We start from the raw sequence: 22,898 nt of genomic DNA, 5'->3' as shown, positions 1-22,898 counted from the left end.
GCAGGCCCGGCTTAAGAAAGCACAAAGCCCAGAGGATCTCTCCTCTGGGCTTTAGCGGTGGCTAAGGACTAATGCTTCTATACCCGGGTCTTGGACGATAGGAAGTCCCAGACCACGTTCGGCGTATCTGGCTGCCAGAACCAGGTGTGGTCTTGCGGGACCTTAACCAGTTGCACATCCTTTTGGCAACCGTTAAAGCTCAAGCGTTCCGAACCGCCTGCTTCCGGGGTGGACTGGAAGGTCATATCGCAGCGATTGCGCTTCAGATAGCCGCCGAGCACCGTACGCACAGGGAGGTATCCAGCCTCGTGTCGGTCACCGCCCTCATAAGTCATCATCTTGTCGTTAACGCCGTGCATGATGAGGGTATTCATCGGCGCATCGGCACAGTTGACCTCAACCGGGTTATAGAAGGCACCCGAAACCATAGCTACGGCAGCAAAGGTGTCCTGTGCGTGGCAGCCAAGCACCGAGGTAAAGCCGCCTCCATTAGACATACCCATGGCGTATACGCGGTTTCGATCAACGTGGTAGTCCTTGTCTACCGAATCAAGAATGCGCTTGATAAAGCGGATATCCTCCCCATCGCGCGTCTTAGCATAAGGCGCCGCCTCCCAGGCGCGCTCGAATCCCTCTGGATAGACGATGATGGCCTCGTTATTGGCCTCAGTGGTCTGCATGCGCGCGTAGCTGGAGTAGTTCTCCGGGGAGTCTCCCCAACCACCAAAGCCGAAGAGAACGGGGGCCGCCTTTTCGGGCGAATAGTGGTTAGGAATGCGCAACAAGTACCTGCGGGTCTTACCCTCGTGCTCCATCTCTAGGGACTGCATGGAACCCGGCGTAAACGGCGGGTTCGGATTGATGCTGGTATCTACCATTGCCGGCCGCGGCGCTGGCTCGGGAAGAGACGATCCCTCAGGACCAGGCGCTGCATTGTCATCGCTGCTGCCACCTTCTACTGGTGCCGGGGTGGATTCCTTAACACCTTCTGGAACTAGGTGGGACCCATCAGGCTGCGGGGTAACTGGCTTTGCATTTTCGGGAGCAGGTGCTGGAGCCGGGGCCGGTGCCGGCGCGGGAGCAGGTACGGGCGCTGGACCTTCCTGTGCATAGGCAGGAGCAGCGCACACAAGCGCAGCGCTAGCCAGTGCCGCAGCGAGGATCAAGTATAGGGAACCATAAAGAAACTTAGTAACATTAGCCACAAGGTTAAAATTAACCACATCTTTCACTTGATTCACTGTTTACACGCCCAGTGCACACTCAATTCTGTAAGAAAAGCCCTAGGCATTAAGCTAGATCCCCATGCACGAAGACAGACCAAGCACCGCCCCCGATTTTTTGCTTTCGCGAGCAACGGGGTCTGTCCGTACCCAAGGTGCGCGCCACACTTTTAATGACACCGACGCGGCGATTTCTGCCCTGCGCAGCAAAGATGTTGACATGGTCGTCGGTGCGATTCCGTTCGACTCTGACACACCCGCCGCGCTAACGGTGCCGGAGGCCATCATCCACGAAGAGGGCCCTTTGGAGCCGCACGCCTACTACCGCAATAAAAGCCTAAACTCGCGAGTGGTCGGATTCGATCCGGAACCCGAAGAGCACCTACGCCGCGTAGAGGCGGCCATAGGCACGATCGAGACCTCCAAACTGGACAAGGTGGTTTTGGCCCGCGCCGTAGATATCGAATTCCCTGAGGCTATTGATCCGCGCCTCGTGGCGGCGCGCCTTATCGACCTTTCCGCCAACCGCGACGGCTTCATTGCCGATCTCTCCCCAGCTGGGCGGCCGGGCGCGATGCTGGTTGGTTCTTCTCCAGAGGTTTTGGTCAAGCGTCAGGGCTCGACGGTGTCTGCTTTCCCCTTGGCCGGATCGTCACCGCGCCGCGCCACAGCGGCTGAGGATCACATCGCAGGTCAAGATCTCTTGCACTCTGCCAAGGATCTTCATGAGCATTCCTTCGTAGTAGAACACCTGCGCCGGGTGCTGAGCCCACTGTGCGAAAGGCTAGATATTCCGGATACCCCGCAACTTATTAGCACCAATGAGATGTGGCACCTTGGCACGCCAATTTCCGGAACCCTCAAGGATAAAGACTTGACCGCTCTTGAACTTGCCTTGGCAGCACACCCCACACCGGCCATCTGTGGCACTCCAGCAGAGGCCGCCCAAGCCCTCATTGAGACTGCAGAAACGGACCGTGGATTCTATGCCGGAGCGGTGGGCTGGTGCGATAGCTCCGGCGACGGCGAGTACATGGTGGCTATCCGCTGCGCAGAAGTGGCCGGCGATGGTCTTTCCGCGCGCGCGTGGGCGGGCGGCGGCATCGTAGGCGATTCCGACGCCCAGGCCGAGCTGGAAGAAACCACAGCCAAGCTGCGCACCATATTGAAGGCGCTTAGCCTCTAGGCTGCACGCTTGGCGACGAGCACGACGTCGCTTTGGTGGTGCGCACACGCGCCTTCCCCACATCCAATGCCGAGGGCGGTGCCGGGGTTAAGTCCCGCGGCGTAATCGACAAGGGTCTCATTGGGGTTGCCCGATCACACCCGCCCAGAACTCTGGTAGTGTTCCCCCATTTCTTCGGAGGTGGGTACGCAGGCGCGGTGCTCCTAGTGGCTTGGGTTATGCACGGTGGATGGAATTGCGCAGGGTGCCGAGGCCTGGGATCTCGATTTCGATGGTGTCACCTGGGACCATAGGAGCGGTACCAGCTGGGGAGCCGGTGGTGATGACATCGCCGGGCAGCAAAGTGTAGGCAGCGGAGATCTCCTCCAAAATGCCCCCCATCTTCACAATCATCTGGTCCGTATTGGAATCTTGCTTTTGCTCGCGAGAACCCTCGTGCGTCAGGTAGGCATTAATCTTCTGATCGTCTAGATTCAAGCTATCCAGATCGGTTTCGATCCACGGGCCGAGCGGGCAGAAAGTGTCAATACCCTTGGCGCGGGCCCATTGACCGTCTTTGAACTGCAGGTCGCGGGAGGAAACGTCGTTACAGATGGTGTAGCCCAGCACATGGTCTTTCCAGTTCTCGGCCTTGATATTCTTCGACGGCTTGGAAATGACCACGGCAAGCTCGCCCTCAAACTCGACGTTGGTGGCGTAGTCCGGAATCTTGATTGCAGCATCCGGGCCAATGACCGCGGTAGATGGCTTAATGAAGATGGTGGGAGGAAGACTATCGGCAGACTTTTTGAAAACCTCGGCAACGTGGTCCGCATAGTTGCGGCCAAGTGCTACCACCTTGGTGGGAAGGGTCGGCGCCAAGAGGCGAACCTCGTTAAGTTTCCACTCGCGGCCGGTCGGCTCCGGTGGGGTGAAGGGCGTGCCGGCAATTTCCTTTGCTACTAGCTCTTCCATTGGGGCGTCTTTTGGCCCACCGATAATGGCGAAACAGATTCCTTCTGGGTGTGCAATTCGTCCTAAACGCATAGCGGCAATCCTACTCAATCGCCTCCTTCACATGTGTGCAAAGGGTACGGTGTTAATTAGTTAATTTGAGTAAATTCCCATTGTCCTTTAATCACCGTTGCTAACCCCAGTGCGGACTACGCCAGGACGCGGGGGTTGGGGACGTCGGCAAGCGCCCAGCGCAAAACCCCCTTCTATTCGACGAGCAGCTTGGCGATTCGGTCACCCACTTCGACGGTCTTTACCGGTTCGGCACCGCGGCGGGCAACATCCTGCGCCACCGCATCCTCAATCCGCTGCGCATTAGACTCATCGCCCAGGTGACGAAGAAGCATGGCGGCGGACAAGATTGCCGCCGTTGGGTCTGCAATCCCCTTACCCGCAATATCTGGCGCAGAACCATGCACCGGCTCGAACATGGAAGGATTCGCGCCTGAGGCATCGATATTTCCGGATGCAGCAAGGCCAATACCGCCAGTTACCGCGCCCGCCAAATCGGTGAGAATGTCTCCAAAAAGATTATCGGTGACAATGACGTCATAGCGCGCCGGATCGGTCACCATATAAATGGTTGCAGCATCAATATGCTGGTAATCCACCCGAACCTCGGGAAACTCGGCGGCGACTTCATCAACGGTGCGCTGCCACAACCCACCAGCATTGACCAAGACATTTGTTTTGTGCACCAAGGTCAGATGCTTACTGCGCTGCGCTGCCCGCGCAAACGCATCGCGCACCACACGCTCCACGCCGAAACGAGTATTTTGCGATACCTCGCTGGCCACCTCGTGCTCAGTACCCTCACGCAAGGTACCGCCGTTTCCGCAGTACAAACCCTCGGTACCTTCGCGCACCACAACGAAGTCGATATCGCCCGGTTCAGCGAGCGGCGAGGAAGCGGTGGGATAGAGCCTGGAGGGGCGCAGGTTCACGTGATGATCCAGCGCAAACCGCATCTTAAGCAACAGCCCCCGCTCCAGAACGCCAGGCGGCACCTCACCTGGGGCGCCGATCGCCCCCAACAGGATCGCATCGTGTTCGCGAAGGCTCTTCAAATCAGCGTCCGTGAGAAGCTCCCCATTGTGCAGATATCGCCGCGCACCGAGGTCATACTCGGTGGTTTCTATATCGGAGCGTACGGCGCGCAGCACCTTGAGCGCCTCGGCCGTCACTTCTGGTCCAATTCCGTCGCCGCCAATCACCGCTAGTTTCATTATGTAAGATTCCTTTCTCACAGAGTGGATATCAAATTACCTTAGCAAAAGAAACCCGCGCGGCGCAGGAAATTACCTAGCACCACGCGGGTTGAGATTCTGTTGCAGTCCGCAGCCTTATGCATCCATGTTCAGCTGTTCGCATTCAGCATCCAAGGCCGCATTAATTTCGGCAATGAGCCCCTCTGGCACCTCGGCCTCCACGCGCAGAATCAGCACAGCATCAGATTCCTGTTTACCGTGCGTAAGTGCGGCCGCCACGATATTGATTCCCGCAGCGCCCAACTTGGTACCTACCGTTCCCAGTGCACCAGGGGCGTCCGCGTAGCGGAAGAAGAGGTTGCGGCCGGTAGCACGCATATCTACGCCACGGCCGTTGATGCGAATGAACTTTTCGGTTCCATCGATGCCGATAAGTGCGCCGGTGAGCGAGGACGTCTCGCCATCGGCACCGATAACCTTTACCTGCAGGGAAGAACGGTGCCCCTTAGACTCCGTATTAGTAGATACCTCCACCTCTACCCCACGACTATTCGCGATCTGCATTGCATTGACAAAGGTCACCGGTTCCGAAGTCACACCGCTAAACAGCCCCCGGACTGCAGAAAGTCCTAGCACCTCCACGTCTTCGGCAGACAACTCGCCACAGGCTTCCACCTCGACGGCCACGGGGGCCTGACCCAAAAGGCGGCCAGCAGTAAGTCCTAGCTTGCGGGCGAGGTCCAACCAACCAGCAACCTCTTCTCTCACTGGCCCGCCCGAGACGTTGACCGCATCCGGCACGAACTCTCCTTTAAGCGCCTTCAAGACAGACTCCGCCACATCGGTTCCCGCACGGTCCTGGGCCTCTACAGTGGAGGCGCCTAGGTGCGGGGACACGGTGACTTGCGGCAGCTTAAAGAGCGGAGAATCAGTGCACGGTTCCGTGGCATAAACGTCAAAGCCCGCACCTCGATGATGTCCCGACTCGATAGACTCAGCCAGAGCCGCCTCATCTACCAAACCGCCTCGCGCTGCGTTAATGAGAATCTGTCCTGGCTTCGCCTTGGCCAAAAGTTCCTTATCAAACATTCCGGTTGTCTCCGGAGTCTTTGGCAGGTGAATGGTCACGAAATCGGAACGCGACATCAGCTCTTCTAGCTCAACTAATTCCACGCCCAACGCTGCCGCGCGAGCCGGGTTGGCGTACGGATCGTGCGCGATAATAGTCGTCTCAAAGGACTTCAGACGCTGGGCAAAGAGCTGGCCGATGTGTCCAAAGCCAACAATGCCGATAGTCTTTCCGTAGACCTCTACGCCCTTGAAAGAAGAGCGCTTCCACTCCCCTTCGCGCAGGGACTGGTCGGCCGCTGGTATCTGGCGCGCCGTCGCTAAGAGCAGTGCAATTGCCTGTTCACACGCAGAATGAATATTCGATGTTGGCGCATTCACCACCATGACACCCTTGTCTGTGGCCGTCGGAATATCGACATTGTCCAGTCCCACCCCGGCACGGCCCACAATCTTGAGCTTTGTGGCCGCTTCCAATACCCCTGCATCAACGGTTGTGGCAGAGCGCACCAGCAAAGCCTCTGCCTCCGGAACCGCGGCGAGGAGCTCGGCACGATTCGGCCCATCCACCCAACGGACCTCAACAGAATCCCCCAAGGCCGTAACCGTGGACTGGGCTAATTTATCGGCAATAAGGACTACCGGCTTCGACATATTTTCCTTCGCTTAAGTGAAATGCGGTGCACGCGGGTTGCCCGCGTGTCAAGGAAGTGTAGTTCAGTCAGGAGTGCCCTGCTTGATTTTTGCCTTAAATTCTTTCACTCGACCGAATTCCGGCCCCAAAGCTACTAAGGCGCCGTCCTCAAGGCCCGCTACAGCAGCCATGCTGTGCTTATCCGCTAGCGGATCAGCAGTCGGCACGACCAAAACTCTTCCACCGTATGCTGCCGCAGTAATAACGTTCGCGATGGGGCTATCCTTAGTGGCAACGATATTTGGCGCCATCTGGCCGTCCCTGCGGGACTGTGCTGGGATGGGTTGGTTCTTCTTTTCCTCTCCGACATCAAGTTCGCCTTCATACGGCACCCAAGCAGGGCGCAGCTCCACTTGAGGAGTCTTATCCAAACGCGCGATATCTTTCACCATCTGCTCTGGGGAAGCAACCACCTTGGAACCATACTGGAATGCCGTGAACTCCCCCAATGCTTTATGCGTTCCCGGATCCTTGATCACGTTGAAGTCCCCAGATGTTTCCGTCCACGGCACGTCTCCAATTACCACCAAGCGATTTACCCCTAAGTCCGTGAGCAGCTTATGGATTTCCAAACGTCTAGCATCGTCATACTGCACCGCCGGCAAATGCTGGTTTACCGCCAAGGTCGCTGCACGAAGAACAGATTTATCGTCCGGGGCAAAAAGGACAAGCGAATCCGAATCTTCAAAAAATAGTCGGCTGGCTTCAATTCCAATGGGGTCATTAACAATGACCAACTTGCCATCAAATTTCGGATCAATAAGACGGTTTTGGTTTTCCGCCTTGGCCTTGCTGAGATCGATTTCGGACTCATCCAGATCGGACAGACCACGCCTGACCAGCTTGGATTCTGTGACCGGAGTGCCACAGGCTGCTAGCGCAAGAGAAGCAACAAGCACTGTAGCGGCCAAGCGCACAGATTTAGCGATCAAAAGCTTGCGGACCTTCCTCTCCACCAAAAAGGTTTGCTTCATCCACATCGCGGATAACGGGTTTACCTAAAGCATATTCCACAATGCCCAAGAATCGGTGACGGCGGTCCGCAAGGAATTCACGCGGCTGCGATGCGCGCAGGAAATCCAGGTTCATTTCGTGGGATGCTAGCACCTCATCAAATTGCACATCTTCCATGATGGACTTGGACTGAACGCGAGGTAGGTAGCGGTTGGGGGCGAAACCGTCGAGCACTACCTCGGTTCGCTTGCCCATCGGGGTGTAGTTCATCACCGACTCAGCCAAGACGGGATCAACTCCGTGACGCTTGCACCAATTGAGCGGGAATACAGGGAAAAAGCCTGGCTTGAGCTCTTCAAAGGTATGCCGGGTGAAGGTCTTTCCGGTGCGCCAGTCCTTCGCACCGCGCGCCATGAGGAGGGCATAGAGTCCGTGCCATACGCCGTCTTTGTCATCTACGGAAAGCAGACGGGATTCACGGAAGGTGGCATCGGTGACGGTCTTCGGCGTCTCATCCGTTGCACCGGCTACCCATTCGGTGACCTCATCTACGTCGCGAGCTGCACGCAGCTGCACTGCAGAAGAGCCGTAGAGCTCGCCAAAGACGCCACACCAGAACCATTGGTTGATGCGGTTCCAGGACTGCTCGGTAGAAAGCGCTCCCCCGCGCTTGGCCAGGCGGGCGATAATGACTGCCAGGGGAACAATCTGCTCATTAAACGGAACCTGATCCATGCTGAGGATGCATCGCTCCGCCAAGAACTCTGATACCTCACGGAAGGTAATGCGCAGATCGTTGGCTGCCGACTTGTACTCCGCCAATGACAATTTCAAGATATCCTCGCGCTGGCCACCTGCACAGCCCTTTTCACCGGAAACCAGAAGCGATACTGCGGAGAGAAACTCGGTGCGCCCAATTCCATCCAAAGCTGGGGACTTACGCAGATCCTTTTCCACTTCTTGCCAATCAGCGGCCAAGTGAAAGCTGGGATCCTCAGAGGCAAAGACGGCAGTTAGGAGATCGAATACGTCCATCTGCAGGCCGGCCGAGTTCGCTTGGGCAAAAATCGAGCCGATGCCGGCTCGCTCCGTTTCGCGGGAAAGTCGAATCATTGGCAGGTCATAGCCGGACAATGGCCGAATGATGCGATTATTAAAGGCCGCCAGTTCCGCGCTGTATTCCTGCTTGGTCGCCGCAAGTTCAAAAAGCATGCCGACGCCGTCTTCACTTAGCAGAGAGGCCACGGGAATGCACATATTCTCTAGCGCATCTTCGCGCGTTAGGATTTCGCTCTCAATTGCCGGTGCGAAGTGCGAGCAAATCTTGCCGTCTTGATTGACTGCGAAGATGGCATCATCCGGCATAAGATTGCCGCGTACGGCTGCGCGGATATCGATAAAGAAGCGGCGGTGAATCTTCTTCTTGCGGAAGTCAGTGGTATCTACAAAGCCCTCGCCGTTAAAGCAGTGATACAGGGTGGTCAGGCGCTGCTGCCCGTCTAAAAGGAGCAAGCCGGGGTCGACGCCAGTGTCAGGTGCGCCCGCAAGGGCACGGGGACGAAAGCGCATCTTTTCGTTTCGGGTGTCAAGAGCCATGAGCGCGCCGATGGGATAACCGCGCAGCACGGAAACAATAAGAGATCGAATACGATCTTCATCCCAGGCATAGCTGCGCTGGAAGTCAGGTAACTGGATATCCCCGCGATCAATTCGTGCAAAAAGGTCTTTGAGATCATAGCTTGGCGTCGTAAAACCCATGGCCCTCATCCTACTCCCCGCACCGGAGTTTTACCTGACACAAATAAGGCAAAACCCACGGTAAACATGCCTGTTCACCGTGGGTGTGCGCTGCAGACGCCGCCCTTTATTCCTAGGCAGTAGCATCCAGCGGGTTCTTGACCCAGCTCATCAAATCGCGCAGCTTGGTGCCGGTCTTTTCAATTTCGTGCTGCGCAAATTCCTCACGCAGACTCTCCAGCTCCTTGTTGCCGCCCTCAATATTGGCCAGCAGGCGCTTGGTGAAGGTGCCATCCTGGATATCGGACAAGATATCCTTCATGCGCTGCTTGGCATCGGCGTCAATAACGCGAGGGCCAGAAATGTAGCCGCCAAACTCGGCGGTATCAGATACCGAGTAGTTCATGTTGGCGATGCCGCCCTCAAACATCAGGTCCACGATGAGCTTCATCTCGTGCAGCACCTCAAAGTAGGCCATTTCTGGCTCGTAACCAGCCTCAGTCAGAACCTCGAAGCCGGTGCGAATCAGGAACTCTACGCCACCGCACAGGACGGCCTGCTCGCCAAAGAGGTCAGTAACCGTCTCTGCTTCGAAGGTCGTCGGGATAACGCCGGCACGCGCACCGCCGATGGCTGCAGCATAAGACAGGGTCAGATCATGGCCTTCGCCCTTAGGATCCTGTTCGGTAGCAATCAAACACGGAACGCCCTTGCCGTCAACGAACTGGCGGCGAACCAGATGTCCAGGGCCCTTAGGGGCAACCATGCCGACGGTGACATTGGCCTGTGGTTCAATCAGCTTAAAGTGGATATTCAAGCCGTGCCCAAACAGCAGCGCATTGCCGTCTTCCAGGTTGGGGGCAATTTCATCTTCAAAGATCTGCTTCTGAGAGGTATCTGGTGCCAGCAGTATGATTACGTCTGCCCACTTGGCAGCTTCTGCAACGGTCTTGACCTCAAAACCGGCTTCCTCGGCCTTTGCCGCCGACTTGGAGCCTTCACGCAGACCAATAACAACCTCGACGCCGGAATCGCGCAGGTTCTGCGAGTGCGCGTGCCCCTGGGAGCCGTAGCCAATAACGGCTACCTTGCGACCCTGAATGATAGACAGATCCGCATCATCGTCGTAGAAGGTTTCAATAGCCATGTCGTAGTCCTCAATTCTGTAGTAATTGTAAGTTCAATGAATTAACGTCCCACCTAGCACTATACCACTGTGCGAGACGGAGTGACCATATAGTGGGATTTAATTTCGCGGGGGCGCCATCGCCTTGGGACCACGCCCCAAGGCCACGTCACCAGACTGCACCAGCTCGAGCACACCGAATGGCTCCAGGACATCGAGAAGCGCCGCCAGCTTTCCAGGGGTACCGGTAGCCTCCACCACCACTGATTCTTGTGCCACGTCTACCACGCGGGCACGGAAGATATTAACGGCATCGACCACCTGCGGCCGGTTGGCATTATTCGCAGCCACCTTGACCAGCATCAGGGCTCGCGCCACAGTCGAGTCTGCTTCGAGCTCCACCACCTTGATGACCGGCACAATCTTGTTGAGCTGCTTGGTCACCTGTTCCATAATCCTTTCGGATGCATCGACCACGATGGTTAGTCGGTTAATCCCTGGATTTTCCGTTTGCGCAGAAACCAGCGAAATGATGCTGTAGCCACGCCGGGAAAACATGCCGGTCACGCGCGACAGGATTCCCTCTACGTCTTCTACCAGGACCGACAGGGTATGCCGGGAAACGCCACTGGGGGCCATGCCTATACCTCCTGGATAGTCTCGTCGATATCGGCAGGAGTTTCTGCTGCCGATTCATTTTCATCAAAAAGCGGGCGCAAGCCGCGGGCATATTGAATTTCTTCGTTAGACGCCCCACCGCCAATCATTGGCCAGACTTGAGCGTCCTCACCAACGATGAAGTCAATGACCACGGGGCGGTCATTGATTGCGCGGGCCCGTTCAATGGCCGGCACCACTTCTTCCTCACAGGTGACGCGGATAGCCTCGCACCCCAGCGCCTCTGCCAAGCGGACGAAGTCTGGGGTATAGACATCTCGTTCTCGCAGCTTGGTATTGGAGTAGTTCTCATTAAAGAACAGTGTCTGCCACTGACGGACCATGCCAAGGTTGCCGTTATTGATGACGGCAACCTTCAACGGAAAGCCCTCCAATGCCGCGGTGGTGAGCTCCTGGTTGGTCATTTGGAAGCAACCGTCACCGTCAATCGCCCACACCTCCTTATCCGGGCATGCCGCCTTGGCGCCGAGGGCCGCCGGCACGGCGTAGCCCATAGTTCCGGCACCACCGGAGTTGATCCAGGAGCGTGGGTGTTCAAAGTCAATGAACTGTGCCGACCACATCTGGTGCTGACCCACACCGGCGCAGTAGATAGCCTCAGGACCTACGGTTTCACTCAGCTTTTCCAACACAAATTGGGGATTGAGCTGCCCATCCGGAGTGGGATCATAGCCACGGGGGAACCGTTCCTTGAGGCCATCGAGGTAGCCCCGCCATGGGCCTAATTCCGGAGATTTCACCGCGGAGTTCTTGCGGTACTCCTTTAAGAGACCTGCCAACACGTTGCGGGCATCACCCACGATTGGCACGGCAACGTCGCGGATTTTCCCAATTTCAGCCGGATCAATATCAGCATGAATTACCTGGGCCTCAGGGGCAAAAGTGGAGGTATCACCGGTTACTCGGTCATCAAATCGCGCGCCGATAGTAATCAACAGGTCAGCTCGCTGCATGGCCGCAACTGCAGGGACGGTGCCATGCATGCCCGGCATGCCCATGTGGAGCGGATGAGATTCCGGGAAGGCGCCCAAGGCCATGAGCGTAGTCACGACAGGGATTCCGGAAAATTCCGCAAACTCGCGCAGCTCCTTGGCCGCCTCGGCCTTGATAACACCGCCGCCGGCATAGATGACCGGCTTTTCTGCCTGTGCAATGAGCTCAACCGCTTGCGCGATCTGGCGATGGTGCGGCTTGGTTGTCGGTTTATATCCAGGCAGATCAAACGTAGCCGGGAAGGAATATTCCAATTCACCGTTTTGCACGTCCTTCGGGATATCCACCAAGACCGGCCCCGGACGGCCCGTAGACGCCAGATGGAATGCGGCTGCAATGGCAGCTGGAATCTGGCTCGGTTCCGTCACGATGTAGTTGTGCTTGGTAATCGGCATAGTCACGCCGCGAATATCGGCCTCTTGGAAGGCATCGGTTCCCAAGAGGTTGCTGCCCACCTGGCCGGTGATGGCAACGATGGGAACGGAGTCCAGGTTGGCGTCGGCAAGCGCTGTCACCAAGTTGGTCGCACCCGGCCCGGAGGTGGCAAGGCATACGCCTACCTTGCCGGAAGCTTGAGCGTAGCCTTCGGCGGCGTGGCCGGCACCCTGTTCATGGCGGGTGAGCACATGGCGCAGCTTGGTCGAGGTGTGCAAGGCATCGTATAGAGGAAGCACGGCACCGCCTGGAATGCCGAAGACGAGATCGGTTCCCAGGTCTTCGAGAGTGCGGACAATGGCGTGGGCACCACTCATCCGCTCCGGAGCGTGGGCGCGTGAGGCTGCAGCCACCGAAGCGGGCGTGGGCGAAGTTGTCGTAACCACGGTTAATGTGCTCCTTGGAATGGTCTATTACAGGTCCTAATCATCATCGATACCGGCCCCAGATATGAACAAAGCCCCCGCGGGCTTGTCTGTCTGCGGGGGCGAAAAGCGTCGACGTCACGAGGCGTCGCGGTCACCACCGCGTTGGTACTACCTGAAGTCGAATAATGATCATGGACATGACTATACCTTGATAGGTATTACCCTCGTGGACATTACCCCCTTTTGGGATCGCATTCCCACCTGGTGGGACACGCCTGAAAATAGGTTCGCCCTCGCCCGCCTTAGTGAATTAGGCTTGCACACTATGACTCCACCACCTAAGGACAACAAACCTCGTCAGTCCACCACCCAGGCAGAGGTTTTCAAGCCATCCCGCGACCACATCTTGGGCATCCTCATCCTGTCCGCCATTGCTCTGCTGAGCATCGGATGGGCCCCCAAATACCTCGCATGGCTGTTCATAATCCCCATCCTCGGATTGTGGTGGGTCATAAAATCCCGCACCAAAGTCTCCGAATCTGGAATCGCTATCTCTTACGCATTCCGGAAAAATATCCAGATCGCATGGGACGATTTTGCCGGAATCGGCTTCCAACGCGCCCGCGCCTTCGCCCGCACCAAGGCCGGCGCGGAGCACAGCCTGCCCGGCGTTACGTTTAACTCGCTCCCGCGACTTTCGGAGGCCTCCCGCGGCCGCATCCCTGACGCCCTTACCCAGGGCCGTGAAGCGGCAGATGACAAGGTGGTCATTGTCCACCGCGACGGCCAACAAGTCCTCCTCAGCAAAGAAGAGTACGAGGACTACCTCGAGCGCCACCCCGAGCTCAAACCTTCGGCCGAAAACTAAATACGCCGCCTACACTCTCCCCCACATCCTTTGAAGGAATGGTGACTGAAAACCATGTTCCCGCTGCGCTCAAAAGTAACTACCGTCGGCCGCCAAGCCTCTGGTGCCCGCGCCCTTTGGCGGGCCACCGGCACCAAGGAAAATGACTTTGGCAAACCGATTGTCGCCATCGCCAACTCCTATACCCAATTCGTCCCCGGCCACGTACACCTTAAAAACGTTGGCGATATCGTCGCCGACGCCGTACGAGCGGCCGGCGGCGTGCCCAAGGAATTCAATACCATCGCCGTCGATGATGGCATCGCCATGGGGCACAGCGGCATGCTCTACTCGCTGCCTTCGCGCGAAATCATCTCCGATTCCATCGAGTACATGGCCAATGCCCACACTGCCGACGCCCTGGTATGCATCTCCAACTGCGATAAAATCACCCCGGGTATGCTCAATGCGGCGCTGCGCCTGAACATTCCCACCATTTTCGTCTCGGGTGGACCGATGGAGGCCGGCAAAGCCGTCGTGGTTGATGGCGTAGCCCACGCCCCCACCGACCTCATCACCGCCATTACCGCCTCCGCTAATGACGCGGTATCTGATGAGGGCTTGGCCCAGGTAGAGGAATCCGCCTGCCCCACCTGCGGCTCCTGTTCTGGCATGTTTACCGCCAATTCCATGAACTGCCTGACCGAGGCGCTCGGCCTGGCGCTGCCCGGCAACGGCACCACCCTGGCCACCCACACGGCTCGCCGCAGCCTATTTGAAAAGGCCGGCTCCACCATCGTCGATATGTGCCGCCGCTATTACGGCGAGGAGGACGAATCCGTTCTCCCGCGCAATATCGCTACCAAGGAAGCCTTCACCAATGCCATGGCGCTTGACATGGCCATGGGCGGATCCACCAACACCATCCTGCACACGCTCGCAGCCGCACAAGAGGGCGAGGTGGATTTCACCCTCGATGACATTAATGACATCTCCTACCGCGTGCCCTGCCTGTCCAAGGTCGCGCCCAATGGCACCTACCACATTGAGGATGTCCACCGCGCCGGTGGCATCCCCGCCATCTTGGGAGAGCTTCGCCGCGCCGGGCACCTGAACTTGAAGGTGCATACGGCGCTCTATGACAACGCCGAGCAGTGGCTCGATGACTGGGATATCCGCAACCCCCACGCCACCGATGCGGCCCGCGAACTGTACTACGCCGCGCCGGGCGGCGTGCGCACTACCGAACCATTTTCCCAATCCAACCGCTGGGACGAGCTCGACACTGACGCCGCTCATGGCTGCATTCACGACGCCGATCACGCCTTTTCTTCCGACGGCGGCCTGGTTGTCCTGCGCGGAAACCTGGCTCCAGACGGTGCCATCGTAAAGGCAGCGGGCGTTGAAGAAGAGCTGTGGACTTTCTCTGGACCTGCCCGCGTGGTCGAATCCCAGGAGGAGGCCGTATCGATAATCCTGAATAAGGAAGTTCAGCCGGGCGACGTGGTGGTCATTCGCTATGAGGGCCCGTCCGGCGGCCCGGGCATGCAGGAAATGCTCCACCCAACCTCCTTCCTGAAAGGCGCCGGTTTGGGCAAGGCATGCGCCTTGATTACCGACGGCCGCTTTTCCGGCGGCACCTCCGGCCTTTCCATCGGCCACATCTCCCCCGAGGCGGCCCACCAGGGCCTTATCGGGCTCATCGAAAACGGCGACACCATCACCATCGACATCCACGAGCGCCAACTCACCCTGGATGTGGACGAGGACGTGCTGAAGCGCCGCCGCGCCGCCCAAGAACAGCGCGAGCAACCGTGGACTCCGGTGAACCGCAATCGCCCCATCACCAAGGCGCTGCGCGCGTATGCGGCCATGGCTACCTCTGCCGATCGCGGCGCGGTGCGCGTTGTCGATGGCCATGTAAATTAGCCAGTATTAACTGCTAAATCCCTGTGAGCCTCGGTGGGGTGCGCACCCGTTTACCTGCAGATCGCATAAAGTGTACTGCGATGAAACTCGCGCGCACCCCACTTTTTCGTTATGCCTTAGTTCTGCTGGGCCTCATTTTTGGTGCCAGGAAGATTGTTCAAGACACCCGCATCACGGACTTTCCTATCGACATGGTGGTCTACCGCGAGGGCGTCAAGGCCTTCCTTGAGCATCGCTCCGTCTATAGCGAGCCCATGCTGGCCGGGGACATTGAACTTCCCTTCATTTATCCACCCTTTGGCGCGCTCGTCATGGTTCCGCTTACGGCCTTTGACGGCATTGACCATGATATGGCGGGCGACATCATGGTCGTCCTCTCCGATCTACTCCTGCTCGTCTGCCTCTACTTTGTCTTCAAGGCGGTGCTGAAGAAGCCGGATTTCCTCTTGCCAGTTACCGCCATTGCCTGGGCCATTGCCTTGCGCTTTGAGCCGGTTGACCTCAACAATGGTTTTGCGCAGATCAATATCGTGGTGATGGCGCTGGTTATCCTCGACCTCGTCCCACGCAAGCGCTTCCTGCCCCAAGGCATCTTGATTGGCTTGGCCGCCGCTATCAAAATTACTCCGCTCGCGATGCTGCTTTACTTCCTCGTGCGCAAGGAATGGAAGCAGATTGCCACGGCCCTCATTTCCGCAGTCGCTGCCACTCTCCTCGCCGCAGCCTTCCGCTGGGACGCGTTCGTGGAGTTCTTCAGCTCTAAATTGCTCGATATGGGCTCTGGCGGCGACTTCGGCGTCGCAACCGAGTACCAGTCCAATAGTTCCATCAAGGGAGCCATTCAGCGCATGTATTCTTCTACGGAAGCCATGGACGCCAATGGACTGACCATCAACCTTGCGTGGCTCGCAGCTTCCCTAGTGGTTATTGCCTTTGCTGCGTGGCTTATCAAGCGACTGTGCGAGGAGCATCTGCTTGTCGACGCCCAATTGGTCACCGCCCTCACCCTCCTCCTTATCTCCCCTGTTTCCTGGTCGCACCACTGGGTCTGGCTCACGCTCATCATCCCGGTCTTTGTCTTCCGCGCCTGGACCTGGCTGCCGTCCGGATGGGCTGCGGGCAGCCTCCTGACCGTCCTTATCGCCTGGGCAGCCATGCTGTTAACCGTCCCTCCCAAATGGTGGTGGGGCGATCAAGTCGATGTCCACGCCATGGAGCGCTACCAGAAGTTCTGGGTGGATGACTTCGTGTGGCTAACCATACTGACCGTCGCACTTTTCGCAGCCGCTTTCTATTCCTCCCAGCGCAATAACCGGAACGCGAATACCGCTACTCCTGCCCCGCTAGCGTCTTAAGCGCTGCAAGGTGCGAATCGAATGCGGCCTTACCTTTAGCCGTGAGCATCACCCACACCGTGTCCTTGCCTCGCGAGGATCCATACTCACGAAAGCGACTGACATACCCCTCTTTTTCCAGTGCGCTTAGCTGCTTAGACAGCGTGGCATCGGATTGATTCACCTTGTCTCGAATCGCAGCAAAGCGCATTTCTTTGTTGATGGCGCCTTCCACCGCCCCAGCAGCATTGAGTACCGCACAAATCTTAAACCGGTTGAGCGGGTGAATTATTGGATCAAGTTCACTCATTGTCGCTCGCCTGCTTATCGCCTTCGTGGCTTCGCGTGGACAGATCCATCGCCCCAGAGTTGAGAACCCAAAATACAGCGATGCCCCACATCGTGAATACTATGGCCGCAATTACCATGTGTCCTTCGAGAAGGCGCTGGAAGAACACCGGAGCAAATAGGATGGGAAAGGTAGCGTAGTACTTTTTATCCGGCTGCGGCTGACTGAAAGGATCTTGCCTATAGCTCGGACGCACATCACTCTGATGAGCGCCAACCCACATAATCACTCCGAGCCAAACCACCATAAATCCGAGGAACGCCCACAGAGAAATATCCTCTTCCCACTGGTTCATAACGAAAAAGCTTCCTGCAAGCGCTGCAGCAAACAGAGCATTAAGCACAGTCTTACGCTTGCCGCTTTGCTCCTTCTCCACTTCCTCGTTGAAGGACAGTGCCTCGTTCACGCTTTCGTCCATGATCGCCGTTCCTTTCGCCTTCGACTTTTCGTTGTTTTCCACTTTAGAAAGTATCATACTTTCCACCCCGGAAAGCAAGGGGAAAAGAAAATCCGCCGCTATTGCGACGGACAATCCATTAGCGCCTAGTTCAGCGGATTAACGCCTGCGCCGAAGAACCAGAGTGCGGCAAGGATGGCGATGCCGATGAGAACAAAGGCCCAGGAAGTACCCAGTGGGCGGCGTGCCCACGAGCGCTTGAAGTCTAGGGAGATAAAGCCTGGGCCAGTAAACTGCAGGCCCACTGCGATGACAAAGAGGACCAAGGAAAGCCATACGGATTCCGGCCAGCTAAAGACATCCAGGCCGGCATCGGTCTGGGCGAGCTCGTGGACGGCGGTAAAGCCGGTCACTACCAGGCCAATCATGGCTGCCAGCGGCGTAATGAGGCCGAGCAGCAAGAAGACACCAGCGATAAGCTGCATGGTCGGCACCGCGATGGACAGTGCGGTATCCCAAGCATAGTTGGCAAAATCGCCTTCCAGGCCGGACAAGCCCTCGCTATCGCCAAGCGTGAAGAAGGTCTTTGCTCCGGCGACGATGAGGTAAGCGCTCAGCGCCAAACGGATAAACAGCAGGCCGAAGTCGATAGTGCCGCGGCGACCATAGCGCTGATAGCCTTCCTTTTCTTCTTGTTCCGCCTGTAGGCGTGCCTCGCGCTCCTCTGCGGTTTCGGTGCTGAGGGTGCTCTCTACGGGGGCGTCGGCAGTAGCAAGTGCCGTTTCTTGCTCTGGGGTAGCCGGCGTGGTGGACTCCGGTTGCGCGAAGGCTACGGTCTCCTCGCCTGCACCGCTGTCCTGACGTGCGGCTTCATTTGCACTGGAATAGGACAGCACCTCGGTTTCAGGATGGTCCTGCTGCGCCTGAGAAGGCTTGATCTCCTGCGGCTCAGCGCGGCCGGCGCGCTCGAAAAGGCCCGGCTTCGACTTCTCCTGGCCGGAAACAGAATCCTTACTAGCGGGCTTCGCGTTGTAGGTAGGCACGTCCATATCCTCATCAAACGGGGTGGCTTTATCCGGTTGCTGCTTATCGCTCATAGCTCCAACTTAGGGCACGTGCCTGCACTTTTGTGGTACCTACCACGGCGCGCCGCGCGAGCTTGCGCGCTATGTGGCCACCAAGTCGCTCGCAGCTTCGATGACCGAACGCGTTAGTTCGCTCAAGACCTCCGATTCCAAGCGCCAACGCTGCCAGTAGAGGTCGATATCGAGCGGGGAGTCGTCGAGAAGCACCAGCTCTTTTGCCGCCAATAGGGGCAGCGCTTGGGCTTGGGGCAGCAATCCCCACCCCAGGCCAACACGAACGGCCTCGAGGTAGCCCTCGGAAGAAGGAATCTGTGACACCCGCGCACGGACCACGGCCGAATCAATGAAGCGCTCGCGCATCGCATCATCCAGTACTTGATCGTTGGGACCATAGCCAACAAGGGGCATAGTTTCCCAGGTCAGCCGGCCACTATGGAAGCTTTCTGCAATATGTGGTGCCGCGACTGGGAAGTAGCGCATCGTACCTAAGAAGCTAGACTCGCAGCCCGAGACCGGCGTGGCTTCCCTCGTCACCGCGCCAAGCACATCGCCCCGCCGCAGCATGGCTAAGGTGCGCGCCTCATCTTCAATCCGGATGCGCAGGGCAACATCGCCCCGCCCCGCGGTATCGCTAATGACCCTGCGAAACCATGTCGCTAGGGAATCCGAGTTCACTGCGACTGAGAGCGGGACCCGAGCCAAGCGGTGGCCTAGGCGGGCATCCGTCTCTGCCTGTACCAACGCCATGCGGCGTGCGGATTGCACCAGGATCTCCCCCGCTTCTGTCGCGGTTACCGGGGTGGCACGGCGAAGGAGCACTCGACCGGTGCTGGATTCTAGGGCTTTAATTCGTTGACTTACCGCGGACGGCGATATGCCGAGTACGGCTGCGGCAACATCGAAGCTGCCTTCGTCCACGATGGCGAGCAAAGTTTCTAGGTGCACCGGGTTCATGAAGCTATTCTAAACCAACTGTAGATTCATTAACTGGACTAATTCAGGCCGGGAATTCACACTAGAAGGCATGTCCATCGTGCTTGCTGGTTTCTTCCTGGGATTATCGCTCATCGTGGCCGTCGGCCCGCAAAATGCCATGCTGCTCAAATACGGCATTCGCCGCGACCACATTGGCCTCATCATTGTCGTCTGCGCGCTTTCCGACGTCATCCTGATCACCTCCGGCACGGCCGGCGTGGGCTACTTGGTAGAAAAATTCCCCAACGCCCTGCAGGTTTTGAAATATGTTGGCGCCGCCTACCTGGCGTACTTCACCTTCACCTGCTTCCGCGATGCGCTCAAGACCAAAGGCGAGGCCATCGAGGTGGAATCCACGCAGCCAAAGGTCCCGCAGGAAGTCGCCTCCTTCGATGGCTCTCAGGCACGCAGCACGACCAAGACCGCAACTCGCGTCGAGATTAAGCGCTCCCCCTCCTGGGTTAAGCCGCTGCTTACCGCCCTGGCCTTAACGTGGCTTAACCCAGGCGCCTACGTGGACGTAGTGGTCATGCTCGGCAGCATCGCTAATCAATATGGCGAATCGGGGCGCTGGCTTTTCGCCGTCGGTGCAATCTGCGCCAGCTTCACTTGGTTCCCTTTTATTGGCTTTGGCGCCGCGCGCTTTTCCCACGTGCTGTCCCGGCCCACAGTGTGGCGCTGGATCAACTTCGGCATCGGCGTCATCATGATTGGCCTAACGCTCAAGTTGCTCCTGCTCTAGGGCCGGGGTTCAGCCCGCCTAGTTTCCTCGCACGCGGGAGGCGGTGGCGCCGGCCCAGCGGTTGATGCCGGCGTCATGGGCGACGTCGTCAATCGCAGCCAGCTCCTCCGCGCTAAAGTCAAGGTGATCCAGCGCGCCCAGGTTGTGCTCGAGCTGCTCCACCGAAGAAGCACCCAACAGCGCCGAGGTAAGCGTGCGATCCCCCTGGTCACGCAGCACCCACGAAATGGCCATCTGGGCCAGCGACTGCCCGCGCTTGCCTGCAATATCGTTGAGCGAGCGGATCATGGAAAGGTTCTCCTCATTGAGCCAGTCCTTTTCCAAGGTCTTATTCTTCGCCGCACGCGAATCTGCGGGGATGCCGTCGATATAGCGGTCCGTGAGCATACCCTGCGCCAACGGGCCGAAGCCGATGACGCCTAGGCCGCTGCGCGCCGTGACATCAAGCAGCGACTCGCCGTCTTCGCCCGGGCGCTCAATCCAGCGGTTCAAAATGGAATAGCTGGGCTGATGAATCAGCAGCGGGCAGCCTTCATCTTCCATAAACTCCACGGCCTCTGCGGTGAGCTCCGGACCATAGGAAGAAATGCCCACATAGAGGGCTTTGCCGGAAGCTACGATATCGCGCAGCGCGTACAAGGTCTCCTCCAGCGGGGTATCCGGGTCCGGACGGTGGTGGTAGAAGATATCTACATAATCCAAACCCATGCGCTTCAGGGACGCATCCAAGGAGCTCACCAGGTACTTGCGAGAGCCACCGAAACCGTAGGGCGAATCATTCATTACCCAACCCGCCTTGGAAGAAATGATCATTTCATCGCGGAAGGGGCGGAAATCGCGGGCGAAGATGCGGCCGAAGTTGTCCTCCGCGGCACCTGGTTCAGGGCCGTAGTTATTGGCCAAATCGAAATGAGTAATCCCCCGGTCATACGCCGCGCGTAGAATGTCGCGCTGCGTGGCCAGGGGACGGTCGTCGCCGAAGTTCTGCCATAGGCCAAGGGAAATGGCCGGCAGCTTCAGCCCAGAGTTGCCTACTCGGCGGTACTCCATCGAATCATAACGGTCAGATGCGGGTGCATAAATACTCATGACACCCATTGTCCGCTTAATTCTTGGAATTGTCAGCCTTTGGCAGTTCCTCATCTTCTTCCGGGTCGCCGGATGCGCCGGTTTCTTCGACCCACTTTTCAATCTCTTCCGGGGTGCGGTCAGTTTCTACCGCGTCACGCTCGGTGTAGTAGGAGTAGTCGGGGCGGTTTTCCTCGTACTTTTCCTTGTCAAAGTCCACGTCGTCGTCACCATCGAGCTCTTCGGTGACCTCATCCACCAGCTCATCGTAGAGGGCCTCGTTATCCATATTGGAGTCCTCGATGTGCTGGCCAATCTCGTCATCATAACGCTCAGCGTCATAATCCTTGTTGGGGTTCAGCTTCAGGTGCATAAGTGAACGTACGCGCTCACGGCGCACGGCCTCATCCTGGATCTGCGACTGGCTGCGGAACCAAGCAAAGACCAGGATGGCCACCATCAGAATGCCCATGTAGCCGATGACGGGGTAGATGTAGTTCATCAGGGTCTTGAAGCCGGCGAAGGAAACGGCGAAACCAGCCAAGCAGCCGATAACGAAGATAACCGGGAAGCGCTTCTCATGACCGGCAGATAGGCGCTTGCCCAGCGCGTAGAACATGCCGATAGCGGTATTGAAGATCATCAAGTAAATGATGACCGCCATGATGGAGCCGAGCGTCGGGTTAACGCTATCTACCAAAGACAGCATCGGAATATCGGAGCCTTGCGCCTGGTCCGAGTTCATCAGCAAGGAGAATCCGGCAAGGCCCATCATGATGGAGTAGATGACGCCGCCTACAACGCCGCCCCAACCGGCCTCGCGCGGACTAATATTATCGCCACCGATAACCAGGGACATGGACACGGCGAGCATCAGGGCAAGGCCGTTATAGTTGAGTGCTGAAATGAGCCAGTTTCCAATCGGGGTGTCGATCTGGCTGGAGGCGTCCATAGCGGCGCCGATGTCATCCGGCATATTGAGGCCGGTGTAGATGGCTACACCAATGACCGCAATGATGATGGTCGGTGTTACAGCACCGATAACCTTGGATACCTTGTCCACGTCGAGCATGCCCACGATAAGCACCAAGACCAGCATGAGCGTGGAGCCGATCCAAGTCTTCCAGCCAAACTGCTGCTCCATGTTGGAACCTGCGCCGGCCAACATCACAAAGCCAATAGCAAAGAGGGTGATGATGACCGCGATGTCCAGCAACTTGGAGACGATCGGGTGGGTGACATTACGGAAAACGGTGTTGTGTTCAGAAGCGTGGAAGTAGCTGCCCAACTGCAAGAACACGGTACCGGCAAGGGTCATGATGAGTGCGGCGATAATGAGGCCGGGAATACCCCAGGAACCAAAGGCGGTGAAGTACTGCACCACCTCTTGGCCCGTGGCAAAGCCGGCGCCGACCAACAAGCCCACGAAGGACATGGCAATGGCGATAATGTTTTTAGAAGACACAGTTGCCTAACTTTTGTAGCGAATATCTTTCGCATACTGGTGCG

At 57.6% G+C, this 22,898-nt stretch carries 20 protein-coding genes; 5 read left to right on the top strand and 15 right to left on the bottom strand.

Annotated features, from left to right (window positions below):
* Nucleotides 1-77: 77 nt before the first annotated feature.
* The gene (locus QP884_RS02290; protein ID WP_284820498.1) at nucleotides 78-1,205 is read right to left on the bottom strand and encodes an alpha/beta hydrolase family esterase; all 1,128 of its coding nucleotides are present in this window, start codon (nucleotides 1,203-1,205) and stop codon (nucleotides 78-80) included.
* A 100-nt stretch (nucleotides 1,206-1,305) separates the two neighbouring features.
* On the opposite strand from QP884_RS02290, the gene QP884_RS02285 reads away from it, so the two are divergent.
* On the top strand, nucleotides 1,306-2,409 hold the full coding sequence (locus QP884_RS02285) for an isochorismate synthase (protein ID WP_284820497.1): 1,104 nt from the start codon (nucleotides 1,306-1,308) through the stop codon (nucleotides 2,407-2,409).
* Nucleotides 2,410-2,625: 216 nt separating this feature from the next.
* Here QP884_RS02285 and QP884_RS02280 read toward each other — a convergent pair whose 3' ends face one another.
* The 8 genes from QP884_RS02280 to QP884_RS02245 all read right to left on the bottom strand — a co-directional run bounded on the left by QP884_RS02280 (nucleotide 2,626) and on the right by QP884_RS02245 (nucleotide 12,681).
* Complete coding sequence (locus tag QP884_RS02280) at nucleotides 2,626-3,435, bottom strand: fumarylacetoacetate hydrolase family protein (protein ID WP_284820496.1); 810 nt, start codon at nucleotides 3,433-3,435, stop codon at nucleotides 2,626-2,628.
* Between the two features lie 173 nt (nucleotides 3,436-3,608).
* Nucleotides 3,609-4,628 (bottom strand): 3-isopropylmalate dehydrogenase, encoded by a 1,020-nt coding sequence (locus tag QP884_RS02275; protein ID WP_284820495.1) that lies wholly within the window; start codon nucleotides 4,626-4,628, stop codon nucleotides 3,609-3,611.
* Nucleotides 4,629-4,745: 117 nt separating this feature from the next.
* Nucleotides 4,746-6,332: a phosphoglycerate dehydrogenase gene (gene serA, locus QP884_RS02270; protein ID WP_284820494.1), complete on the bottom strand. Its 1,587-nt coding sequence runs from the start codon at nucleotides 6,330-6,332 to the stop codon at nucleotides 4,746-4,748.
* A 63-nt stretch (nucleotides 6,333-6,395) separates the two neighbouring features.
* The gene (locus QP884_RS02265) at nucleotides 6,396-7,346 is read right to left on the bottom strand and encodes a hypothetical protein (protein WP_284820493.1); all 951 of its coding nucleotides are present in this window, start codon (nucleotides 7,344-7,346) and stop codon (nucleotides 6,396-6,398) included.
* Entirely contained in the window at nucleotides 7,294-9,084 is a 1,791-nt protein-coding gene (locus QP884_RS02260; RefSeq protein ID WP_284820492.1) for a GmrSD restriction endonuclease domain-containing protein, read from the bottom strand. Before QP884_RS02260 ends, QP884_RS02265 begins: the two co-directional genes overlap by 53 nt.
* A gap of 112 nt (nucleotides 9,085-9,196) precedes the next feature.
* On the bottom strand, nucleotides 9,197-10,210 hold the full coding sequence (ilvC, locus tag QP884_RS02255; protein ID WP_284820491.1) for a ketol-acid reductoisomerase: 1,014 nt from the start codon (nucleotides 10,208-10,210) through the stop codon (nucleotides 9,197-9,199).
* A gap of 99 nt (nucleotides 10,211-10,309) precedes the next feature.
* Nucleotides 10,310-10,828: an acetolactate synthase small subunit gene (gene ilvN / locus QP884_RS02250; protein ID WP_239228492.1), complete on the bottom strand. Its 519-nt coding sequence runs from the start codon at nucleotides 10,826-10,828 to the stop codon at nucleotides 10,310-10,312.
* A gap of 2 nt (nucleotides 10,829-10,830) precedes the next feature.
* The gene (locus tag QP884_RS02245; RefSeq protein ID WP_284820489.1) at nucleotides 10,831-12,681 is read right to left on the bottom strand and encodes an acetolactate synthase large subunit; all 1,851 of its coding nucleotides are present in this window, start codon (nucleotides 12,679-12,681) and stop codon (nucleotides 10,831-10,833) included.
* Between the two features lie 307 nt (nucleotides 12,682-12,988).
* On the opposite strand from QP884_RS02245, the gene QP884_RS02240 reads away from it, so the two are divergent.
* The 3 genes from QP884_RS02240 to QP884_RS02230 all read left to right on the top strand — a co-directional run bounded on the left by QP884_RS02240 (nucleotide 12,989) and on the right by QP884_RS02230 (nucleotide 16,794).
* A complete protein-coding gene (locus QP884_RS02240) occupies nucleotides 12,989-13,531 on the top strand; it encodes a PH domain-containing protein (RefSeq protein ID WP_198492929.1) in 543 nt (180 codons plus the stop codon).
* A 54-nt stretch (nucleotides 13,532-13,585) separates the two neighbouring features.
* Complete coding sequence (ilvD, locus tag QP884_RS02235) at nucleotides 13,586-15,439, top strand: dihydroxy-acid dehydratase (RefSeq protein WP_284820485.1); 1,854 nt, start codon at nucleotides 13,586-13,588, stop codon at nucleotides 15,437-15,439.
* A gap of 80 nt (nucleotides 15,440-15,519) precedes the next feature.
* Nucleotides 15,520-16,794: a glycosyltransferase family 87 protein gene (locus tag QP884_RS02230; protein WP_284820484.1), complete on the top strand. Its 1,275-nt coding sequence runs from the start codon at nucleotides 15,520-15,522 to the stop codon at nucleotides 16,792-16,794.
* On the opposite strand, the gene QP884_RS02225 is transcribed toward QP884_RS02230, so the two are convergent.
* The 4 genes from QP884_RS02225 to QP884_RS02210 all read right to left on the bottom strand — a co-directional run bounded on the left by QP884_RS02225 (nucleotide 16,769) and on the right by QP884_RS02210 (nucleotide 19,558).
* A complete protein-coding gene (locus QP884_RS02225) occupies nucleotides 16,769-17,083 on the bottom strand; it encodes a transcriptional regulator (protein WP_284820483.1) in 315 nt (104 codons plus the stop codon). The two genes, QP884_RS02230 and QP884_RS02225, sit on opposite strands and share 26 nt — an antisense overlap.
* Nucleotides 17,076-17,654: a hypothetical protein gene (locus QP884_RS02220; protein ID WP_284820482.1), complete on the bottom strand. Its 579-nt coding sequence runs from the start codon at nucleotides 17,652-17,654 to the stop codon at nucleotides 17,076-17,078. The genes QP884_RS02225 and QP884_RS02220 overlap by 8 nt, the downstream gene beginning before the upstream one ends.
* Nucleotides 17,655-17,665: 11 nt before the next feature.
* The gene (locus tag QP884_RS02215; protein WP_284820480.1) at nucleotides 17,666-18,616 is read right to left on the bottom strand and encodes a DoxX family protein; all 951 of its coding nucleotides are present in this window, start codon (nucleotides 18,614-18,616) and stop codon (nucleotides 17,666-17,668) included.
* Between the two features lie 69 nt (nucleotides 18,617-18,685).
* A complete protein-coding gene (locus QP884_RS02210; protein WP_284820479.1) occupies nucleotides 18,686-19,558 on the bottom strand; it encodes a LysR family transcriptional regulator ArgP in 873 nt (290 codons plus the stop codon).
* 70 nt (nucleotides 19,559-19,628) lie between these two features.
* On the opposite strand from QP884_RS02210, the gene QP884_RS02205 reads away from it, so the two are divergent.
* Nucleotides 19,629-20,321 (top strand): LysE/ArgO family amino acid transporter, encoded by a 693-nt coding sequence (locus QP884_RS02205; protein ID WP_284820478.1) that lies wholly within the window; start codon nucleotides 19,629-19,631, stop codon nucleotides 20,319-20,321.
* Between the two features lie 18 nt (nucleotides 20,322-20,339).
* Here the strand turns inward: QP884_RS02205 and QP884_RS02200 are convergent, their stop codons facing one another.
* Together QP884_RS02200 and QP884_RS02195 are read right to left on the bottom strand one after the other, a co-directional pair.
* Nucleotides 20,340-21,419, bottom strand: coding sequence for an aldo/keto reductase (locus QP884_RS02200; protein ID WP_284820477.1), 1,080 nt, complete (start codon nucleotides 21,417-21,419; stop codon nucleotides 20,340-20,342).
* 7 nt (nucleotides 21,420-21,426) lie between these two features.
* Complete coding sequence (locus QP884_RS02195) at nucleotides 21,427-22,854, bottom strand: YkvI family membrane protein (RefSeq protein ID WP_284820475.1); 1,428 nt, start codon at nucleotides 22,852-22,854, stop codon at nucleotides 21,427-21,429.
* Nucleotides 22,855-22,898 lie beyond the last annotated feature (44 nt).

It is taken from the genome of Corynebacterium tuberculostearicum (genome assembly GCF_030229345.1).
Classification (GTDB): Bacteria; Actinomycetota; Actinomycetes; order Mycobacteriales; family Mycobacteriaceae; genus Corynebacterium; species Corynebacterium tuberculostearicum_G.
The sequence above is the reverse complement of the archived record's forward strand: the minus strand, read 5'-3'. Positions and strand labels throughout refer to the sequence as shown.

Bases quoted from the DNA above. Each gene is read 5' to 3' on its own strand.
- QP884_RS02230 (WP_284820484.1), top strand. From the start codon at position 15,520: ATGAAACTCGCGCGCACCCCACTTTTTCGTTATGCCTTAGTTCTGCTG.
- QP884_RS02275 (WP_284820495.1), bottom strand. From the start codon at position 4,628: ATGAAACTAGCGGTGATTGGCGGCGACGGAATTGGACCAGAAGTGACG.
- QP884_RS02280 (WP_284820496.1), bottom strand. From the start codon at position 3,435: ATGCGTTTAGGACGAATTGCACACCCAGAAGGAATCTGTTTCGCCATT.
- QP884_RS02260 (WP_284820492.1), bottom strand. From the start codon at position 9,084: ATGGGTTTTACGACGCCAAGCTATGATCTCAAAGACCTTTTTGCACGA.
- QP884_RS02205 (WP_284820478.1), top strand. From the start codon at position 19,629: ATGTCCATCGTGCTTGCTGGTTTCTTCCTGGGATTATCGCTCATCGTG.
- ilvC (WP_284820491.1), bottom strand. From the start codon at position 10,210: ATGGCTATTGAAACCTTCTACGACGATGATGCGGATCTGTCTATCATT.
- QP884_RS02200 (WP_284820477.1), bottom strand. From the start codon at position 21,419: ATGGGTGTCATGAGTATTTATGCACCCGCATCTGACCGTTATGATTCG.
- ilvN (WP_239228492.1), bottom strand. From the start codon at position 10,828: ATGGCCCCCAGTGGCGTTTCCCGGCATACCCTGTCGGTCCTGGTAGAA.
- QP884_RS02215 (WP_284820480.1), bottom strand. From the start codon at position 18,616: ATGAGCGATAAGCAGCAACCGGATAAAGCCACCCCGTTTGATGAGGAT.
- serA (WP_284820494.1), bottom strand. From the start codon at position 6,332: ATGTCGAAGCCGGTAGTCCTTATTGCCGATAAATTAGCCCAGTCCACG.
- QP884_RS02265 (WP_284820493.1), bottom strand. From the start codon at position 7,346: ATGAAGCAAACCTTTTTGGTGGAGAGGAAGGTCCGCAAGCTTTTGATC.
- QP884_RS02210 (WP_284820479.1), bottom strand. From the start codon at position 19,558: ATGAACCCGGTGCACCTAGAAACTTTGCTCGCCATCGTGGACGAAGGC.
- QP884_RS02285 (WP_284820497.1), top strand. From the start codon at position 1,306: ATGCACGAAGACAGACCAAGCACCGCCCCCGATTTTTTGCTTTCGCGA.
- ilvD (WP_284820485.1), top strand. From the start codon at position 13,586: ATGTTCCCGCTGCGCTCAAAAGTAACTACCGTCGGCCGCCAAGCCTCT.
- QP884_RS02240 (WP_198492929.1), top strand. From the start codon at position 12,989: ATGACTCCACCACCTAAGGACAACAAACCTCGTCAGTCCACCACCCAG.
- QP884_RS02225 (WP_284820483.1), bottom strand. From the start codon at position 17,083: ATGAGTGAACTTGATCCAATAATTCACCCGCTCAACCGGTTTAAGATT.